Here is a 17,355-nt window from a genome sequence, read left to right as displayed (position 1 = left end):
ACATGCCCCGCCTGTTCGCGCCCCTGCTCGCCCTCTCCCTCATGCTGCTGGCCGCAGGCGCCCAGGCCAGCTACATCACCCGCACCCTGAACAAGCCCGTGCCGGGTGGCGTGGCGGTGGTCGACCTTGGCCCGGCGACCACGGCGCCAAGCGCGCGCTTCGATGGTAAACCGGTGCTGGTGGTCAAAGAGCAGGACAACTGGCTGGCCATCGTCGGCATTCCGTTGACCCAGAAGCCCGGTACCGCCGTGTTGACCCAGGGCGGTCGCAGCCTGCCATTCAGCGTCGGCAGCAAGAAATACCCCGAACAGCACATCACCTTGAAGAACACCCGCCAGGTCAACCCGAACCCGGACGACCTCAAGCGCATCGATCGCGAGCTGGCTGAACAGATCAACGCGTATCGCAGTTTCAGCCCGGTATTGCCGAGCAACCTGATCCTCGACAAACCGGTCAGCGGGCCGCTTTCGAGCAAGTTCGGCGTGCGCCGCTTCTTCAATGGCGAGGAGCGCAACCCGCATGCCGGGCTGGATTTCGCCGTACCGGCAGGAACACCGATCAAGACCCCCGCCAACGGCAAGGTGATCCTGGTGGGTGACTACTTCTTCAATGGCCGAACGGTGTTCGTCGACCATGGGCAGGGGTTCATCAGCATGTTCTGCCACATGTCGAAGATTGATGTTCAGGTTGGCCAGCAACTGCGCCGTGGCGACGTGGTCGGGCGCGTGGGTTCGACCGGGCGCGCCACCGGCCCGCACATGCACTGGAATGTCAGCCTGAACGATGCGCGGGTGGATCCGGCGATCTTCATTGGCGCGTTCCAGCCCTGAGCGCGGCGCCACCTGTTTCGCGGGTGAACCCGCTCCGACAGGGACCGCGAAACCCTGTAGGAGCGGGTTTACCCGCGAGAGGCCAGCACAGCCAACAGCACTTCCACTGTGTTGCGCCATCGAAAAATACTGAGCAAAAAACACAAATCGAAACCCATCTATCAGCGATAAAATCTCGCAATCCGGCTTTTTTTAAGCATTCCTCTCAATTTTTTCCCAGCGCTTGCTATCCCCCACCCCACTGGTTAAGTTGAGGGCATGAAAACCTTCAGCACCCTCATCCTGCTCCGACAACACCGCAGCCTCTGCCTGGTCAGCGCCCGACTACCAGGTTGATCGCATCGCCTCGCCTGTTCATCTCGTTATCGCTCGGCAGGCCCGATCTCGGCCGCACACAAAAGGATTGCTTCCATGACCATGCTCAAAGACCCATCGAAGAAATACCGCGCTTTCCCGACCATCGACCTGCCTGACCGTACCTGGCCGTCGAAGACCATCACCCAGGCGCCGATCTGGTGCAGTTCGGACCTGCGTGATGGCAACCAGTCGCTGATCGAGCCGATGGACTCGGAGAAGAAGCTGCGCTTCTGGAAGACCCTGGTGCAGGTCGGTGTGAAGGAAATCGAAGCCTCGTTCCCGTCGGCCTCGCAGACCGACTTCGACTTCGTGCGCATGCTGATCGAAGACGGCCACATCCCGGACGACACCACCATCCAGGTGCTCACCCAGGCCCGTGAAGACCTGATCGCCCGCACCTTCGAGTCGCTGCGCGGGGCGAAGAAGGCCATCGTCCACCTGTACAACGCCACCAGCCCGTCGTTCCGCCGCATCGTCTTCAACCAGGACAAGCAAGGCGTGAAGGACATCGCGGTGAACGCGGCCAAGCTGTTCGTCAAATATGCTGCCCAGCAGCCAGAAACCCAGTGGACCTTCCAATACTCGCCAGAAACCTTCAGCGCCACCGAGATGGAGTTTGCCAAGGAAGTCTGTGATGCGGTGATCGAGGTGTGGAACCCGACCCCCGAGCACAAGATCATCCTCAACCTGCCGGCCACGGTGGAAGTGTCCACGCCGAACATCTACGCCGACCAGATCGAGTGGTTCTGCCGCAACGTCAGCCGCCGCGACAGCGTGATCATCAGCCTGCACTGCCACAACGACCGTGGCACCGGCATCGCCGCCACCGAGCTGGGCCTGATGGCCGGCGCCGACCGTGCCGAAGGCTGCCTGTTCGGCAACGGCGAGCGTACCGGTAACGTCGACCTGGTGACCCTGGCGCTGAACCTCTACACCCAAGGCATCGACCCGCTGCTGGACTTCTCCGACATCGACGGCGTGCGCAAGGTGGTCGAAGAATGCAACCAGCTGCCAGTACACCCCCGTCACCCGTACGTCGGCGACCTGGTCCACACCGCGTTCTCTGGCTCGCACCAGGACGCCATCCGCAAGGGCTTCGCCAAGCAGCAGGAAGGCGAGCTGTGGGAAGTGCCATACCTGCCGATCGACCCGGCCGACATCGGCCGCAGCTACGAGGCGGTGATCCGCGTCAACAGCCAGTCGGGCAAAGGCGGCATCACCTACCTGCTCGAGCAGGAGTACGGCATCAGCCTGCCACGTCGCATGCAGATCGAGTTCAGCCAGGTGGTGCAAGGTGAAACCGACCGCCTCGGCCTGGAAATGACCGCCCAGCAGATCTACAGCCTGCTGCACAAGGAATACCTCCAGGCCAACGCGCCGTATGCACTGGTCAGCCACCGCCTGAAGGAAGAAAACGGCAACAGTTCGGTGGAAGTGGAAGTTGCCGGCGAAGGCGAAACCACCCTGCACTGGCACGGCAAGGGCAACGGCGCCCTGGAAGCCCTTGTCGCCGGCCTGCCGGTATCGGTAGAAATCATGGACTACAACGAGCACGCCATCAGTGCCGGCACCAATGCCAAGGCGGCGGCCTACATCGAACTGCGCGTGGCCGGCGGCCGCCCGGTGCATGGCGTGGGCATCGACGAGAACATCACCACCGCCAGCTTCAAGGCCCTGTTCAGCGCACTGAACCGCTCGCTGAGCCAGCAGGAAGCCAAGGCGGCCTGAGCCGCACCGCAACAGACGAAGCCCGCATCCTTTGATGCGGGCTTTTTCATGCCTGGGCACAGCAATGATTCAAGCCAAAAAAAGGGGCGCCGACCAAGCGCCCCATAAGCCGTAAAGCACACAACAGATTCAGTTGGCGTCCAGCAGTGCCATCGCCTCGGCGCTGCACGCCTCGATCCGCGCCCAGTCGCCGTTCTTGATCCAGCTGCTGTCGAGCATCCAGGTGCCCCCCACGCACATCACATTGCCCAGCGCCATGTAATTGCGCACGTTGGCCGGGTTCACACCGCCAGTCGGGCAGAAACGAATGTCACCGAACGGGCCGGCAAAGGCCTTGATCGCCGCCACGCCACCGCTGATTTCCGCCGGGAACAGCTTGAAGCGGCGATAGCCCAGGGCATAACCCATCATGATCTCGGAGGGCGTGCTGATGCCTGGCAGCAGCGGGATCTCACTGTCCACACCCGCTTGGAGGAGATCCTGGGTGATGCCCGGCGTGACGACGAACTGCGCGCCTGCGGCTTCCACCGCCGCGAACATGCCGCGATCGAGCACAGTGCCGGCGCCGACACACAGCTCCGGGCGTTGCTCGCGCAGCACCTGGATAGCCTTCAGGCCATGCTGCGAACGCAAGGTCACTTCCAGGGTGCGGATACCGCCAGCAGCCAGGGCGTCAGCCAACGGCAGGATGTCTTGCTCACGGGCGATGGTGATTACCGGCAGGATGCGCGCCTTTTCGCAGATGGCATCGATCCGGGCGGCTTTATCGGCCATCGAAAGCTTGGGCTGTGGGCGTTCAAGGGTGGTCATGACTGTGGATCCTTGGCTCATGGGCACCAGTAGATGTCCAGGGGGTCGTGAAGAAAGGCGCGAATCGGCATTTCGGAAAGGTCGTTGCCCGCCAGCGCGGCGCGCAGGGTAGCGAGTTTGCCCGGGCCTTGCACGGACAGCGCGATGAATGCCGCACTGGCCAGCAACGAGCGCGTCATCGACAGGCGCTGGTGCGGCACACTCGGGGCCAGCATCGGCAGGCAGCGGCGCGTGCTGCTCAGCGCCAGGCCTTCGGCAAGGTTGGGGCTGTCGGGGAACAGCGAGGCGGTATGGCCATCGTCCCCCATGCCCAGCACCAGCACATCGATCGGCGGCAGTTCTGCCAGGGCCTGGTCGGCGCTGACCGCGGCCGCCTCGAGGCTACCGGCCTGCTGATAGAGCCCGACGAAGCGCGCCTTGGCGGCAGCGCCCTTGAACAGGTGGCGGGCCAGCAGCCCGGCATTGCTGTCGGCGTGCTCCACCGGCACCCAGCGCTCGTCGGCCAGGCTGACGGTGACCTTGGCCCAGTCCAGCTGTTCGCCGGCCAGCTTCTCGAGGAACGGCACCGGGCTGCGACCACCCGACAACACCACGCAGGCGTGGCCCTTGGCGGCTATGGCTGCATGCAGGCGCTCGGCCACCTCATGGGCCAGGGTTGCGGCCAATGCCTTGGCATCCGCCAGGTCGTGCACCTGCACGCTCGCTGGCAGCTTCAATTCAGATATCGCCATACCACGCCCTCCCATCACGCGTGATCAATGCAATCGAGCTCATCGGCCCCCAGGAACCCGCCGCGTATGGCTTGGGCGCATCGCCCGCGTTACGCCAGCCGGCGATCAACTGGTCACACCACTTCCAGGCGTACTCGATCTCGTCCTTGCGCACGAACAGGTTCTGGTTGCCCCGCATCACTTCGAGCAGCAAGCGCTCGTAGGCATCCGGGATCCGCGAACTGCGCCAGGTATCGGAAAAATTCAGTTGCAGCGGGCCACTGCGCAGTTGCATGCCTTTGTCCAGGCCCTGCTCCTTGGTCATCACCCGCAAGGATATGCCTTCGTCCGGTTGCAGGCGGATGATCAGCTTGTTACCGATCTGCAAACGCTGTTCCGGGGCGAAGATGTAGTGCGGGGTTTCCTTGAAGTGGATGACGATCTGCGACAGCTTCTGCGGCATGCGCTTGCCGGTGCGCAGGTAGAACGGCACACCCGACCAGCGCCAGTTGCGGATGTCGGCACGCAGGGCGACGAAGGTTTCGGTGTCGCTCTGCGCGTTGGAGTTGTCTTCCTCCAGGTAGCCAGGCACCGGCTTGCCATCGCTGTAGCCGGCGATGTACTGGCCGCGCACCACGCGGGTGCTCAACCCTTCCCCGGTGATGGGCGCCAGCGCCTTGAGCACCTTGACCTTTTCGTCACGGATGCTGTCGGCCGACAACTCGCTGGGCGGGTCCATGGCAATCAGACAGAGCAGCTGCAGCAAGTGGTTCTGGATCATGTCGCGCAGCTGGCCGGCCTTGTCGAAATAGCCCCAGCGGCCCTCGATACCGACCTTCTCGGCCACGGTGATCTCCACGTGGGAGATGGAGTTCTGGTTCCACTGGGTTTCGAACAGGCTGTTGGCAAAACGCAGGGCGATCAGGTTCTGTACGGTCTCCTTGCCCAGGTAGTGGTCGATGCGATAGACGCGGCTTTCCGGGAAGAAGCGCGCCACGGCATCGTTGACCCGCCGTGATGACTCCAGGTCATGACCGATGGGTTTTTCCAGCACCACCCGCGTGCGCGGCGCCAGGCCGGCCTTGTCGAGGTTCTCGCAGATAGCGCCGTAGACCGCCGCCGCGGTGGCGAAGTAGGCGATCAGCGGCTGCTCGCCGGTCAGTTGTTCGGCCAGGGCCTGGTAGCCTTCGGGCTGCAGGAAGTCCAGGTGCTGGTAGCGCAGGCGGCCAAGGAAGCGCCCCAATGCAGCGGGCTCGATGTCAGCCTCGGACACATGCCGGCGCAGGTGCGCTTCGATGGTGTTCAGGTGATCTTCGGCACTTCCGGCCTCACGGGCCAGCGCCAACAGACGGGTGTCGGCGTGCAGCAGATTGGCACGGTCGAGCTGGTAGAGCGCAGGAAACAGCTTGCGCAAGGCCAGGTCGCCGAGTGCGCCAAACAGGGCAAAGGTGCAAGGTTCGACACTGATCGCAGCCATGATGTTGGTTCTTTCCTAAAGTTGGTCTAGGAATACCGCTTTCACACACGGTTTTCAAGGGATAATGTAGTAAAAACCACAACATTACATTCGAACGTTACAGACAAGTGGTACGTCAATCGCGCCGACAGTACGATAGACGACCGTGCAAAAAGCCTGCTGCTCCCACAGCCGGCTGTCTTCCCGACCCAAGGACACACCCATGGACCGCGTGCGAAACCTCCTGGAACAGATCCAGGGACGCCTCGACGAGCTGAACAAGGCCGAACGCAAAGTCGCCGAGGTCATCCTGCTCAACCCGCAACAAGCCACCCGCTTCAGCATCGCCGCGCTGGCCCAGGCGGCCAAGGTCAGCGAACCGACCGTCAACCGCTTCTGCCGCTCGTTCGGCGTCAGCGGCTACCCGGAGCTCAAGCTGCAACTGGCGCAGAGCCTGGCCAGCGGTGCCGCTTACGTAAGCCGCGCAGTGGAAGCCGACGATGACCCGGCAGCCTACACCCAGAAGATCTTCGGCAGTGCCATCGCCTCGCTTGACAGCGCCTGCCAGCAACTGGACCCGCAACAGGTCAGCCGTGCCGTGGACATGATGATCCAGGCCCGGCAGATCCATTTCTTCGGCCTCGGCGCCTCGGCACCGGTGGCGCTCGATGCCCAGCACAAGTTCTTCCGCTTCAACCTCGCGGTATCGGCCCATGCCGATGTACTGATGCAACGCATGCTGGCCTCGGTGGCACACACCGGCGACCTGTTCGTGATCATCTCCTACACCGGGCGCACCCGCGAACTGGTCGATGTGGCACGCCTGGCCCGGGAAAACGGCGCCTCGGTGCTCGGCCTGACGGCTGCCGGCTCGCCGCTGGCCCAGGCCTGCAGCCTGAGCCTGCACATTCCGCTGCCGGAGGACACCGACATCTACATGCCGATGACCTCGCGAATCATCCAGCTGACCGTGCTCGACGTGCTGGCCACCGGCATGACCCTGCGCCGCGGCGTGGACTTCCAGCCGCACCTGCGCAAGATCAAGGAAAGCCTCAACGCCAGCCGCTACCCGATCGAGGACGACGAACTCAACTGAGCCGGTGCGCCTGCAACCGCAGGTGCGCACGCTGCCCCGGTGCCAGGCTCAGGCCCTCGCCACTGCCACTGGCCGCCTCGACACAGACGAAGCCCTGGCATTCGCGACCGCTGACGCCCATCAGCGGCCGATTACCGGGGTGCCAGACCACGGTATCGTCACTGTCACCCGTGTCGATGCACAGCTCCCGCTCCCAGGCCGGGTCCTGCAACTGCACCCGTGGCGTACCCGGGTAAACCTTCTGGCAGCCGCCCTTGAGCTTGAGCGCGCCGTCTTCACGGCAGGCCTGGCGACTCAGGCGGTCATAGCCTTCGATATCCTCAAGCCCGGACAGCGCTATCTCGGAAACGTCACTGATGCGCCAGTAGGCCAGCAGCGCATGACTCAGCTGGCAAGGTTCGCTGTCCTGATGCTCGGTGCTCAGGCTCAGTTCCATACGGCTGCCAAGCCTGGCGTGCAGGTCCACCTGCCAATCGCACAGGTCCAGCCGCCACTTCAGGCTGACGCCCTGCTCGTCCTCACGGCTGTCCACCAGCTTCCAGTCCAGCAAGCGCGCCCAGCCATGGGCAGGCCACAGGTCTTCACTGGGGTGACGGCCATACCAGGGCCAGCACACCGGCACTCCACCGCGAATCGCGCCCACTTGCGGCCATTGCTCGGCGCACCACAGCCAGGGACGCTCGCCGGTCGGCTGGAAGTGCAGCAGTTGCGCGCCCTGGCGGCTGAATACCGCCTGGCAACGGGGATGATCGATGATCAGCACATCGCGCTGCTGGTAACGCTCCCACTCGAACGTCGGCCGGGGCCGCTGCGAGGAAAAGAAGCGATGTAGCGGATGTTCGGGCATGGTTCCAAGCTCTTGTTGTTTGAGATAGCGCTGTCTCGGCCTGTTCCCGACAACCACTGCAAGCCAGTGGGTGCCGGGAGCCGAATTTGGATTGGCGTAAATTTACAACAAGTGTGCTTAGAAAGACGACTGAATCTTCAAACCTGCGACCAGCGCGTTGTCCACTTCGTCCACGCCACCCGGGCTCTTGATGTACTGCAGGTTGGGCCGTACGGTCAGCCAGTTGGTGACATGGAAGCCGTAGTAGAGCTCGGCGTTGTATTCGGTGCGCTGCAGCGGCACGAAGCCTGGGTTGTCGTAATCATCGATACCGCTCTGGGCGTTGAGCAGTTCGGCGCGTTTCTTGACGTCGTCATTTACATGGATACGCGCCACGCCGAAACCGATATCGTCCTTGGGCCGAGCGTCGAAGGCACCTTTGTAGACCAGGCCGACCTGCTGGTAGTTGTCGACCACGTTGGTGGCCTTGTCATGCACGGTGAAGTTGGCGAACAGGCTCAGCCCTCGGTTGATGTCGCCGCCATGGGCGGTGACCTGCTGCTGCGCCACCACCCACCAGCCGTGCTTGCTCGAGTGCGACTTGAAGGCATCGCCGGTAACCGCCTGCGGGTTGCCGTTGACGTCTTCGAACACGTCGTCGGCCTTGGCCGTGCTGTAGTAGTAACCCAGGCGGTACTCGCCCGGCAGGCCATTGACCTTGGGTGACCAGACCATCTCCACCGGCAGGATCGCGCCTTTGGTGCCGCTGCCGCTGAGCTTGAAGCCGTTGCCGGTCTCCAGGTTGGACGGGTTCTGTTCGAAGGCACCGACCTGGACGAAAAATTCCGGGGTGATGTTGTACTTCACCCGCAGCGCCCACTGGCTGACAGGCCAGTTGTACCAGATACCGCCGACCCAGTTGCCCACCTGCGAACCGCAGAACGCCAGGTTCTGGAAGTCGCAGGGGAAGCTGTTGAAGTCCTCGCCCTCACCGAAACGGCCAACTTTCACGTCCAGCGCGCCGTCGAAGTACTTCTGCTTGACCCACATCTGTGTCAGCCGCCAGGTCTGGCCACGGCCCCACACTTCCTGCACCGAGCTGAACTGCCCGGCACGCGGGTCGCTGATGCGGTCGTTGGACAGGTTGCGGCCACTGCGCTCGGTGATCGCCAGCTTGAACTCGGCATCGTGCCAGCCGAGGATCTTCTGCAGGTCCAGATGCGCGCCGAGGGCGAACTGGTCGCTGTAGCGCGCGGTCTTGTCGTCGTTGTAGCCGCCATGCAGGTTGCCGGCCACCTCGCCGACATAGTCGAGGGTGAAGTCATAGCCCTTGTCCAGTAACTCGGTGCGGGCACCGCCCCAGTCGCCGGTCATCCATTTCGACTCGCTGGAGAATGCCTCGGCAGCCTGCACCCCGCTGCTGCCAACCACGGCGAGCAGGGCCAGTGAACCCAATGTCCTGATGCGATTGCGCTGTTCCATCCCTTTGCGTCCTCTTTTTTCTTATTGACGGTGTAGACGAGTTATCGGCCCTTGAAGTGAGCCACGTTGTCCTTTACGGCGGTATGACTGCTGGCCAGGTGCAAACGCTCGCCGCTGTCGGCGTCGAACAGCAGCACCCGAGCCGGGTCGAACTGCAGATCCAGGCTATCGCCTACCCGGCAGGCAATGTCCGGCGCCAGGCGACAGCAGACCTTGGTCTGGTTGAAGGTAACGAACACCAGCAGGTCCGGCCCGGTGGGCTCGGTCACCTGCACTTCGGCGCGGATGCCCGGCAGGCCATTGCCCTCGCCTGCGCCCAAGGCAATCTGTTCGGGGCGAATGCCGAGGATGATCTCGCGACCGTCCAGGTCATCATTGGCCGGCCCCAACGGCAGTTCACAGCGGGCCTGGCCGCTGTCGAGCACCGCCAACAGGCGCCCGTCCTGTTTGGTCAGGCGTACCGGAATGAAGTTCATCGGCGGCGAACCGATGAAGCTGGCGACAAACTGGTTGGCCGGGTCGTTGTAGATCTGCTGGGGCGTGCCGAACTGCTGGATGATGCCGTCCTTCATCACCGCCACCTTGTCGCCCAGGGTCATGGCCTCGATCTGGTCGTGGGTGACATACACCGTGGTGGTCTTCAGGCGCTGGTGCATCAGTTTCATTTCAGTGCGCATCTCGACCCGCAGCTTGGCATCGAGGTTGGACAGCGGTTCGTCGAACAGGTAGATCTTCGGTCGCCGCGCCAGCGCCCGGCCCATGGCCACACGCTGTTGCTGGCCACCGGACAACTGCGCCGGCTTGCGCGCGAGCAGGTGCTCGATCTGCAGCAACTTGGCCACCCGCGCCACCTCCTCGTCGATGGCGGCCTGCGGCATCTTGCGAATCTTCAGGCCGAATTCGATGTTCTCGCGCACGCTCATGGTCGGGTACAGCGCATAGGACTGGAACACCATCGCGATGTCACGATCCTTGGGGCCCATGCCGCTGACGTCCTGTTCGTCGATGAGGATTGCACCGCCGCTGATGCTCTCCAGGCCGGCGATGCAGTTCATCAGGGTCGACTTGCCGCAGCCAGAGGGGCCGACCAGGATCAGGAACTCACCGTCCTTGATCGACAGCTGGATGTCCTTGAGTGTGTCTGGCAGGCCGCTGCCGTAGGTCTTGTTCACGTTGCGAAGTTCAAGCGTTGCCATGACTTACCCCTTGACCGCGCCGGCGGTGAGCCCGCGGACGAAATATTTGCCTGCCACCACGTAGACCAGCAGGGTTGGCAAACCGGCGATCATCGCCGCCGCCATGTCGACGTTGTATTCCTTGGCCCCGGTGCTGGTGTTGACCAGGTTGTTCAGGGCCACGGTGATCGGTTGCGAGTCGCCACTGGAAAACACCACGCCGAACAGGAAGTCGTTCCAGATCTGGGTGAACTGCCAGATCAGGCAGACCATGATGATCGGTGTCGACATCGGCAGGATGATGCGGCGGAAGATGGTGAAGAAGCCGGCGCCATCCAGGCGTGCAGCCTTGACCAGCGCATCGGGAATGCTCACGTAGAAATTGCGAAAGAACAGCGTGGTGAACGCCAGGCCGTAGACCACGTGCACCAGTACCAGGCCGGTGGTGGTGCTGGCCAGGCCGAGCTTGCCGAGGGTGAACGACGCCGGCAGCAGCACGGTCTGGAACGGCAGGAAGCAGCCGAACAGCAACAGGCCGAAGAACAGCTGCGAGCCGCGAAAGCGCCACATCGACAGCACATAGCCATTCAGCGCACCGATGGCGGTGGAGATCAGCACCGCTGGCACGGTGATCATGATCGAATTCCAGAAGTAACCGCTGACCGTGCCCCAGGCCTTGACCCAGCCGATGCCGGTGATCACGGCGGGCCAGCTCAGCAGGTTGCCGGTGCTGATGTCTTCCGGGGACTTGAAGCTGGTCAGCAGCATCACCACCAGCGGCACCAGGTACAGCAGCACGGCGATCAGCAGCACGGCATGGATGACGATGCGGCTCAGGCTCAGCGCCGGTTTTTCCGTTGGACTATGCATGGCGCTTGCTCCGCAGTTCCGAGTACAGGTACGGCACGAGGATCGCCAGGATCGCCCCAAGCATGAGGATGGCACTGGCCGAACCCATGCCCATCTGGCCACGGCTGAAGGTGAAGGAGTACATGAACATCGCTGGCAGGTCGGAGGAGTAGCCCGGGCCACCGGCGGTCATGGCCGCCACCAGGTCGAAGCTCTTGATGGCGATGTGCGCAAGGATCATCAGCGAGCTGAAGAACACCGGGCGCAGGCTGGGCAGCACCACGGTCCAGTAGATCCGCGGCAAGCTGGCACCGTCGATCTGTGCGGCGCGGATGATCGACTGGTCGACCCCGCGCAGCCCAGCGAGGAACATCGCCATGATGAAGCCCGAGGCCTGCCACACGGCGGCGATCACCAGGCAGTACACCACCCGGTCAGGGTCGATCAGCCAGTCCAGGCGAAAGCCCTCCCAGCCCCAGTCACGCAGCAGCTTGTCCAGGCCCATGCCGGGATTGAGCAGCCACTTCCAGGCGGTGCCGGTGACGATCATCGACAGCGCCATGGGGTACAGGTAAATGGTACGGATGAAGCCTTCGCGGCGGATGCGCTGGTCCAGCAGCACGGCCAGCAGCACGCCGATGGCCAGGCTGATGGCGATGAACAGGCCACCGAACAGCATCAGGTTCTTGCTCGCCACCCACCAGCGGTCGTTGTCGAACAGCCGGGCGTATTGCGCCAGGCCGGCCCACTTGTAGGTCGGCAGAAAGGTCGAGGTGGTGAAGGACAGGACGAAGGTCCACAGGATGTAGCCGTAGAAGCCCACCAGGACGATGAACATGCTGGGGGCCAGCACCAGTTTGGGTAACCAGCGCTGCAGCGCGTCCAGGGGGGAGGCCCGCAGTTGGGCGGTTGCTGTTGTCATAGGTCACCTTTCAGGCACTGCCACACTGTTTGTGGGAGCGGCCTTGCGTCGCGAAAGGGCTGCGTAGCAGCCCCGGTGCTGGATGAGCGAAGCTGTTCTAAAAGGACTGCGCTGCCTGGTTGTGGGACCGCTCTGCGGTCCTTTCGCGACGCAAGGCCGCTCCCACACCAAGGGCCGCGCAAGCCTCCGGACTGTCGTCTACTTGGCCGCCTTGATCGCCGCCGCCAGCTTCTTCGCCGCATCGGCCGGGTCGGCCTTGGGGTCGTTGATGTAGTTGGTCACCACATCGAAGAATGCGCCCTGCACGGCCAGCGTGGTGGCCATGTTGTGCGCCATGCTCGGCTGCAGGCCGCCGGTCTTGGCGTCGGCGAGGAAGTCCTTGGCGGAGGTCTGGGCGCAGGCGTCGAAGCCAAGCTTGCCCATGTCGGCGAGCATGTCGTTGCGCACCGGGATGGAGCCCTTGTTGATGCTGAAGACCTTCTGGAAGTCCTCGCCCAGGACCTTGCGGGCGATGTCCTGCTGACCGGCAGCAGTGCCCTTGTCGTTCTGCTTGAACACCACCAGCGAATCGATGTTGTAGAGGAACGCCTTGTCGGTACCCGGGAACGGCACGCACTGGTAGTCCTTGCCGGCGACTTTCCTGGCCAGGGTCCACTCGCTCTTGGCCCAGTCACCCATGATCTGCATACCGGCCTTGCCATTGATGACCTTGGCCGCTTCGAGGTTCCAGTCCTGGCCCTTGCCGTCCGGGTCCATGTAGGTGGCGACCTTCTTCAGCTCGGTGAGCGCCTTGACCATATCGGGGCCGGTCAGCGCCGCGCTGTCCAGGTCGACCAGGGCCTTCTTGTAGCCATCCACACCCATTACCGACAGCACCACGCTCTCGAACACGGTGCTGTCCTGCCAGGGCTGGCCGCCATGGGCGAGCGGGATGAAGCCTGCAGCCTTGAGCTTGTCGGCGGCGGCGTAGAATTCGTCGAGGGTGGTCGGCGCCTTGTCGATGCCGGCTTTCCTGAAAACTTCAGGGTTGATCCACAGCCAGTTGATGCGGTGGATGTTGACCGGTACCGCGACATAGTCACCGTCATACTTCACGGTGTCGGAGACCGTCTTGTCGAGCAGCGCGTCCCACTTCTCTTCCTTGGCAACGTCCTTGAGCACCTCGGTATCAAGCAACCCGGTGGAAGCCCACTCCTGAATGTCCGGCCCCTTGATCTGCGCGACGCCAGGCGGGTTACCCGCCACCGCACGGCTCTTGAGCACGGTCATGGCCGTGGCACCACCGCCGCCTGCAACGGCGCCGTCCTTCCAGGTGAAACCATCCTTCTCGATCTGGGCCTTGAGCACATCGACAGCCGCTTTTTCACCCCCGGAGGTCCACCAGTGCACGACTTCGACGCTGCCTTTGGATTCGGCGGCGCTGGCACTGAGCGGCAGGAGCGAGGCGAGGGAGATCGCGGCGGCGAGGCGGAGAGTGGAATTCATCGGAGTACCTTTCTTGTTGTTATGCCGGGCAAGTCGATCGCTTGCATTGCATGGAGTCTAATCAGCGCGCCCGCCTCGTCAGGTAACGAAGCGATGCATGAATGTCATCGTTTGGTTACATGACCGGCAACGGCAGTTGCCAGGCTCGGGGCCAACGGCAGCCCGGGTATCAAGGTTGCCTGATAGGCGTGGTAGAGATCCGGCTTGCCCGCCCATAGCGTCGCGGCAGGGCGGTTACCCGGGTCGAGTTCGTGATGCCAGCTGCCGGCCAAGCGGTCGATGAAATGGCCGTCGATGAAGTCCCAGAAGCAGCGGTACCAGCGTTCGTACTGCGCTTCGCCGGTACGCCGCAGCAGGGCCGCCGCGCTGGCACAGGCCTCGGCGTGCACCCAGTGCAGGCGCTCGCGCACCACCGGGCGATTGTCCCAGTCCAGGGTGTAGACGATGCCTTTGCCGCCATCGACGTTCCAGGCATCGCGGCAGGCACTGTCGAACAGGCCACGGGCACAGCCCGGCAGCCAGTCCGGTGCGTGCAGGCCGGCCAGTTCGCGAGCAGCTTCAAGATGCAGCAGCAGCCGGGCCCACTCGAAAGCATGGCCAGGCGTGGTGCCAAACGGCCGGAAGGGGTCGGCGGGGTGATCGCGGTTGTAGTCCGGCAGCGGCTGCCAGTGCGCGTCGAAATGCTCGATAACCCGATAGTCGTTGGCGCCAGCGTGGGTGTGGATGATGCGCTGGGCGATGCGCAGGGCGCGATCGAGCCACAGCGTATCGCCGGTGACATCGGCCAGGGCCAGGAACGCCTCGGTGGCGTGCATGTTGCTGTTGGCTCCACGATAAGCCTCGGCCTGCTGCCAGTCGCGGGAGAACGACTCACGCAGGGCACCCTGCTCCTCGCTCCAGAACCGCGTTTGCAGGACGTCGATGGCATCTTCCAGCAAGCCGTGCGCCCCCGCAGCGCCGGCGACCACTGCGGAACTCGCGGCCAATGCGACGAAGGCATGCAGGTAGGCGGCCTTGTCGCTGTCGCCCAGCCCGTGGGGGCGCGCGAACCAGCCGCCGTGGCGGGGGTCGTGCAAGGCCCCGTGCAAGGCGTTGACGCCATGCTCGACCAACGGCAGGTAGCCAGGCACACCCTGCAGGTGAGCCAGGGCGAAGGCGTGGGTCATGCGCGTGGTCTGCAGGGTTTCGCTGCCCGCATCGGCCGGCAGGCAGCCCTGGGCATCAAGGCAGCCAAAGCCGTCTGGCAGCTGCGAAGCCTTGGCGAATGCCAGCAGACGCTGCCCTTCTGCCTGCAGCCAAGCGGCATGTGCGGTAGAACCCAGCCAACTGCCGGGGCCCAGATCGAGGCTCGTCATGGAGTAGCGCGTTCCTTGCCTGTCGTCGGGGAAGTCTAGCCAGCCGTCCTGGCCGGGATGTCACGAAGCGGAGCAGTTGTGTCACCAAGCTGTGACACAGCTCATTCCACGCCTCTTGGCAGGTAGAGCGTCACCCGCAAGCCGCCTTCGCGCAGGTTGAGCAGGCTCACCTCGCCGCCATGGCTATGGGCGATATTGCGTGCGATACCCAGGCCCAGCCCATAGCCCTGCTGCTTGCCGGCCAGGCGAAAATGCGGCTCGAACACCTGCTCCATCTGCTGTTGCGGCACGCCGGGGCCCTGGTCATCGACCTGCAGGACGAAGCCCTCGGCGCTGTCGATGATGCGCAGGTGCGCCCGCTCGCCATACTTGATGGCATTGTCGATCAGGTTGCCGATACAGCGGCGCAAGGCCAGTGGCTTGCCCGGGTACGGCAACACGGCTCGCCCTTCGACCGTGATACGGCCATCACCCAGGTACGGCTCGGCGAGAATCTCCAGCACCTGGTTAAGGTCGACCGGCTCGATGTTCTCGTGGATATCGGTGTCCTTCACGCATTGCAGCGCGCCTTTGACCAGCAGCTCCAGCTCGTCGAGGTCCTGGCTGAACTTGGCCTGCAGGCGTTCGTCCTCGAGCAGCTCCACGCGCAGGCGCAAGCGCGTGATCGGGGTGCGCAGGTCATGGGAAATGGCGCTGAACAACTGCGAACGCTCGGTCAGGTAACGGCTGATGCGCTCGCGCATGCTGTTGAACGCCCGCCCCACTTCGATCACCTCGCTGCCACCGCCCTCGGCCACCGGCGCCACGTCGGCGCCCAATGACAGTTCGCGCGCAGCGCGCGCCAGGCGCTTGAGCGGCCAGCTCTGCCAGTGCACCAGCAAACCGATGAACAGCAGCAGCAAGGCGGTGGTCAGGACGATGAAGCCAATCTGCTGACGCGGCAGGCGTTCGGTTTCGAGGCTGGTATAGGGCTCGGGCAGCAACGAGGCGATGTACAGCCATTCGCCCTGGCCCAGACGGATCTGGGTCACCAGCACCGGCGGGTTGAGCGGCTCCAGGGTCAGCGAGTAATGGGCCCATGAGCGCGGCAGTTCATCGAGCTTCAGGCCGCTGTTGAAGATGCGCAGGTCATCGGGGGCGACGAACTCGACAGAAATCTCCATCTGCTCGCCGAGGCGTTCGTGCAGCACTTGCCGGAACACGTCGATCACCACTTGCTTGCGCGGCGTGATGGGCAATACCGGCATATCCAGTGGCTTGTCATTGAGCGACACGAAAAAACGCGTCCCCCCCATGCTGCGCAGTTGATCGAGCACCATTGGCCGATAGGCCACCGGCAGCGAGCGGAAGTAGCTGACGCTGGCGCTCATGGAGTGGGCCAGGCTCGAGGCACTGGCGCGCAGGCCCTGCAACTGGCTGGCACGCAACTGGGCGACCCAGATCAGGCTCGACAGGCCCTGTGCCAACAGCACCACCAGCAGGGTCAGCAGCAGCATGCGCCCCAGCAGCGAGCGCGGCAGCAGGCGCCAGCGCCGCTCAGGAAGCGCAGCAGACATGGGCCGCCAGCAGGTAACCGCTGCCACGCACGGTACGGATCAGCCGCGGTGGCTTGTCGGTGTCGCGCAAGCGCTGGCGCAAGCGGCTGACGGCCATGTCGACGATGCGGTCCAGCGGCATCGGCTCGCGGCCTCGGGTGGCGTTGCCGATGGTGTCACGGTCCAGAATCTGCTGCGGATGGTCGAGAAACAGCTTGAGCAGGGCGAAATCGGCACCCGACAGAATCACCTCTTCACCGTCGCGGTGGAACAGGCGATGGCTGATGGTATCCAGACGCCAGTCGTCAAAGGCCAGCACGGTACTGGCCGGTGCGGCCTGGCCGAACTCGCTGCGGCGCAACAGGGCCTTGATGCGTGCCTGCAGTTCACGGGGGCTGAACGGCTTGCCCAGGTAGTCATCGGCGCCCAGTTCCAGGCCGATGACGCGGTCGGCTTCATCGGAGCTGGCGGTCAGCATGATGATCGGTACCCGCGACTGGCGCGGGTGTTGACGCACCCAGCGGCACAGGCTGAAGCCGTCTTCGTCGGGCAGCATGACGTCGAGGATTACCAGGTCGCAGGGGATGCTTTCCAGGGCGCGGCGAAAGCCCTGGCCGTCAGCCTCGGCGTGGACCTGGAAGCCGGCGCGGCTCAGGTAGGTTTGCAGCAGTTCGCGAATTTCCTGATCGTCGTCGACCATCAGGATGGATTTTCCGGCAGTGCTCAAGGTATCCCGCCC

General features: G+C 63.7%; 15 protein-coding genes. 3 read left to right on the top strand and 12 right to left on the bottom strand.

Going from position 1 to position 17,355, the window contains the following annotated elements:
- The first annotated feature begins 2 nt into the window (after nucleotides 1-2).
- Complete coding sequence (locus L6D64_RS17770) at nucleotides 3-830, top strand: M23 family metallopeptidase (RefSeq protein ID WP_176510230.1); 828 nt, start codon at nucleotides 3-5, stop codon at nucleotides 828-830.
- A 411-nt stretch (nucleotides 831-1,241) separates the two neighbouring features.
- Nucleotides 1,242-2,915, top strand: a complete 1,674-nt coding sequence (gene leuA, locus L6D64_RS17765; protein ID WP_176510229.1) for a 2-isopropylmalate synthase — start codon at nucleotides 1,242-1,244, stop codon at nucleotides 2,913-2,915.
- A gap of 129 nt (nucleotides 2,916-3,044) precedes the next feature.
- Here the strand turns inward: leuA and L6D64_RS17760 are convergent, their stop codons facing one another.
- From L6D64_RS17760 to zwf, 3 genes are read right to left on the bottom strand one after another with little or no spacing between them, the layout of a single operon-like run.
- Nucleotides 3,045-3,725: a bifunctional 4-hydroxy-2-oxoglutarate aldolase/2-dehydro-3-deoxy-phosphogluconate aldolase gene (locus tag L6D64_RS17760; protein WP_176510228.1), complete on the bottom strand. Its 681-nt coding sequence runs from the start codon at nucleotides 3,723-3,725 to the stop codon at nucleotides 3,045-3,047.
- 17 nt (nucleotides 3,726-3,742) lie between these two features.
- Nucleotides 3,743-4,456, bottom strand: coding sequence for a 6-phosphogluconolactonase (gene pgl / locus L6D64_RS17755; protein ID WP_176510227.1), 714 nt, complete (start codon nucleotides 4,454-4,456; stop codon nucleotides 3,743-3,745).
- Nucleotides 4,443-5,912: a glucose-6-phosphate dehydrogenase gene (zwf, locus tag L6D64_RS17750; RefSeq protein WP_176510226.1), complete on the bottom strand. Its 1,470-nt coding sequence runs from the start codon at nucleotides 5,910-5,912 to the stop codon at nucleotides 4,443-4,445. The genes pgl and zwf overlap by 14 nt, the downstream gene beginning before the upstream one ends.
- Before the next feature lie 211 nt (nucleotides 5,913-6,123).
- Between zwf and hexR the strand changes: the two genes are divergently transcribed.
- Complete coding sequence (gene hexR, locus L6D64_RS17745) at nucleotides 6,124-6,987, top strand: DNA-binding transcriptional regulator HexR (RefSeq protein ID WP_176510233.1); 864 nt, start codon at nucleotides 6,124-6,126, stop codon at nucleotides 6,985-6,987.
- Here hexR and L6D64_RS17740 read toward each other — a convergent pair.
- The 9 genes from L6D64_RS17740 to gltR form a co-directional block, all read right to left on the bottom strand.
- Nucleotides 6,980-7,834: a D-hexose-6-phosphate mutarotase gene (locus tag L6D64_RS17740; protein WP_176510225.1), complete on the bottom strand. Its 855-nt coding sequence runs from the start codon at nucleotides 7,832-7,834 to the stop codon at nucleotides 6,980-6,982. The two genes, hexR and L6D64_RS17740, sit on opposite strands and share 8 nt — an antisense overlap.
- Nucleotides 7,835-7,951: 117 nt before the next feature.
- Nucleotides 7,952-9,295, bottom strand: a complete 1,344-nt coding sequence (locus L6D64_RS17735) for a carbohydrate porin (RefSeq protein ID WP_176510224.1) — start codon at nucleotides 9,293-9,295, stop codon at nucleotides 7,952-7,954.
- Nucleotides 9,296-9,336: 41 nt separating this feature from the next.
- The gene (locus tag L6D64_RS17730; protein ID WP_176510223.1) at nucleotides 9,337-10,491 is read right to left on the bottom strand and encodes an ABC transporter ATP-binding protein; all 1,155 of its coding nucleotides are present in this window, start codon (nucleotides 10,489-10,491) and stop codon (nucleotides 9,337-9,339) included.
- A 3-nt stretch (nucleotides 10,492-10,494) separates the two neighbouring features.
- Nucleotides 10,495-11,340 (bottom strand): carbohydrate ABC transporter permease, encoded by an 846-nt coding sequence (locus L6D64_RS17725; protein ID WP_176510222.1) that lies wholly within the window; start codon nucleotides 11,338-11,340, stop codon nucleotides 10,495-10,497.
- Nucleotides 11,333-12,241, bottom strand: a complete 909-nt coding sequence (locus L6D64_RS17720) for a carbohydrate ABC transporter permease (protein ID WP_085673494.1) — start codon at nucleotides 12,239-12,241, stop codon at nucleotides 11,333-11,335. Before L6D64_RS17720 ends, L6D64_RS17725 begins: the two co-directional genes overlap by 8 nt.
- Nucleotides 12,242-12,439: 198 nt before the next feature.
- Nucleotides 12,440-13,726: an ABC transporter substrate-binding protein gene (locus L6D64_RS17715; RefSeq protein ID WP_176510221.1), complete on the bottom strand. Its 1,287-nt coding sequence runs from the start codon at nucleotides 13,724-13,726 to the stop codon at nucleotides 12,440-12,442.
- 104 nt (nucleotides 13,727-13,830) lie between these two features.
- The gene (locus L6D64_RS17710; RefSeq protein WP_176510220.1) at nucleotides 13,831-15,081 is read right to left on the bottom strand and encodes a D-mannose isomerase; all 1,251 of its coding nucleotides are present in this window, start codon (nucleotides 15,079-15,081) and stop codon (nucleotides 13,831-13,833) included.
- 101 nt (nucleotides 15,082-15,182) lie between these two features.
- On the bottom strand, nucleotides 15,183-16,637 hold the full coding sequence (locus L6D64_RS17705) for an ATP-binding protein (RefSeq protein ID WP_176510219.1): 1,455 nt from the start codon (nucleotides 16,635-16,637) through the stop codon (nucleotides 15,183-15,185).
- Nucleotides 16,618-17,343 carry a two-component system response regulator GltR gene (gene gltR / locus L6D64_RS17700; protein WP_176510218.1) on the bottom strand — a complete coding sequence of 242 codons (726 nt, stop codon included), beginning with the start codon at nucleotides 17,341-17,343 and terminating at the stop codon, nucleotides 16,618-16,620. Before gltR ends, L6D64_RS17705 begins: the two co-directional genes overlap by 20 nt.
- Between the last annotated feature and the right edge of the window lie 12 nt (nucleotides 17,344-17,355).

The sequence above is a fragment of the Pseudomonas urethralis genome, assembly GCF_021602465.1.
Lineage (GTDB): Bacteria > Pseudomonadota > Gammaproteobacteria > Pseudomonadales > Pseudomonadaceae > Aquipseudomonas > Aquipseudomonas vlassakiae.
Note: the sequence above shows the minus strand (reverse complement) of the source record. Positions and strands in the feature narration are given on the sequence as shown.

Excerpts from the sequence above, each read along its gene's own strand:
- L6D64_RS17770 (WP_176510230.1), top strand. The coding sequence starts at position 3 with ATGCCCCGCCTGTTCGCGCCCCTGCTCGCCCTCTCCCTCATGCTGCTG.
- leuA (WP_176510229.1), top strand. The coding sequence starts at position 1,242 with ATGACCATGCTCAAAGACCCATCGAAGAAATACCGCGCTTTCCCGACC.
- L6D64_RS17760 (WP_176510228.1), bottom strand. The coding sequence starts at position 3,725 with ATGACCACCCTTGAACGCCCACAGCCCAAGCTTTCGATGGCCGATAAA.
- pgl (WP_176510227.1), bottom strand. The coding sequence starts at position 4,456 with ATGGCGATATCTGAATTGAAGCTGCCAGCGAGCGTGCAGGTGCACGAC.
- zwf (WP_176510226.1), bottom strand. The coding sequence starts at position 5,912 with ATGGCTGCGATCAGTGTCGAACCTTGCACCTTTGCCCTGTTTGGCGCA.
- L6D64_RS17740 (WP_176510225.1), bottom strand. The coding sequence starts at position 7,834 with ATGCCCGAACATCCGCTACATCGCTTCTTTTCCTCGCAGCGGCCCCGG.
- L6D64_RS17735 (WP_176510224.1), bottom strand. The coding sequence starts at position 9,295 with ATGGAACAGCGCAATCGCATCAGGACATTGGGTTCACTGGCCCTGCTC.
- L6D64_RS17730 (WP_176510223.1), bottom strand. The coding sequence starts at position 10,491 with ATGGCAACGCTTGAACTTCGCAACGTGAACAAGACCTACGGCAGCGGC.
- L6D64_RS17725 (WP_176510222.1), bottom strand. The coding sequence starts at position 11,340 with ATGCATAGTCCAACGGAAAAACCGGCGCTGAGCCTGAGCCGCATCGTC.
- L6D64_RS17720 (WP_085673494.1), bottom strand. The coding sequence starts at position 12,241 with ATGACAACAGCAACCGCCCAACTGCGGGCCTCCCCCCTGGACGCGCTG.
- L6D64_RS17715 (WP_176510221.1), bottom strand. The coding sequence starts at position 13,726 with ATGAATTCCACTCTCCGCCTCGCCGCCGCGATCTCCCTCGCCTCGCTC.
- L6D64_RS17710 (WP_176510220.1), bottom strand. The coding sequence starts at position 15,081 with ATGACGAGCCTCGATCTGGGCCCCGGCAGTTGGCTGGGTTCTACCGCA.
- L6D64_RS17705 (WP_176510219.1), bottom strand. The coding sequence starts at position 16,637 with ATGTCTGCTGCGCTTCCTGAGCGGCGCTGGCGCCTGCTGCCGCGCTCG.